This is a genomic window from Pseudomonas sp. HY13-MNA-CIBAN-0226 (assembly GCF_040310305.1).
GTDB lineage: Bacteria > Pseudomonadota > Gammaproteobacteria > Pseudomonadales > Pseudomonadaceae > Aquipseudomonas > Aquipseudomonas gregormendelii.
Window position 1 is genome coordinate 1 of the sequence record NZ_JBEOPS010000695.1, and the last position, 231, is coordinate 231.

The following is a 231-nucleotide window of genomic DNA, read 5'->3' on the forward strand; positions in this document are numbered from 1 at the left end:
CAACGTACCTTGATGGCAGGTAGCCGAGAACCAAACGTCGCGGCTAACGACCTGGCCGTGCAGGCAGTCGGTCAGCAGAGCTCGTCGCTGCAACAGGAAATTGGCAACCTGAAGATGGAGCTGGACATGCGTCAGCAGCTCGCGAAGAACTCACCACTGACCATCATTGAACGCGGCAAAGCTCGGGCCGAAGACTCACGCGGCGTATTTCCAGGAGATCCAGAAACGGAT

At 57.6% G+C, this 231-nt stretch carries 1 pseudogene; it reads left to right on the forward strand.

The features are described 5' to 3' along the window. Positions 1-231, forward strand: a pseudogene (locus tag AAEZ05_RS30480) (integrating conjugative element protein); the annotation flags it as partial.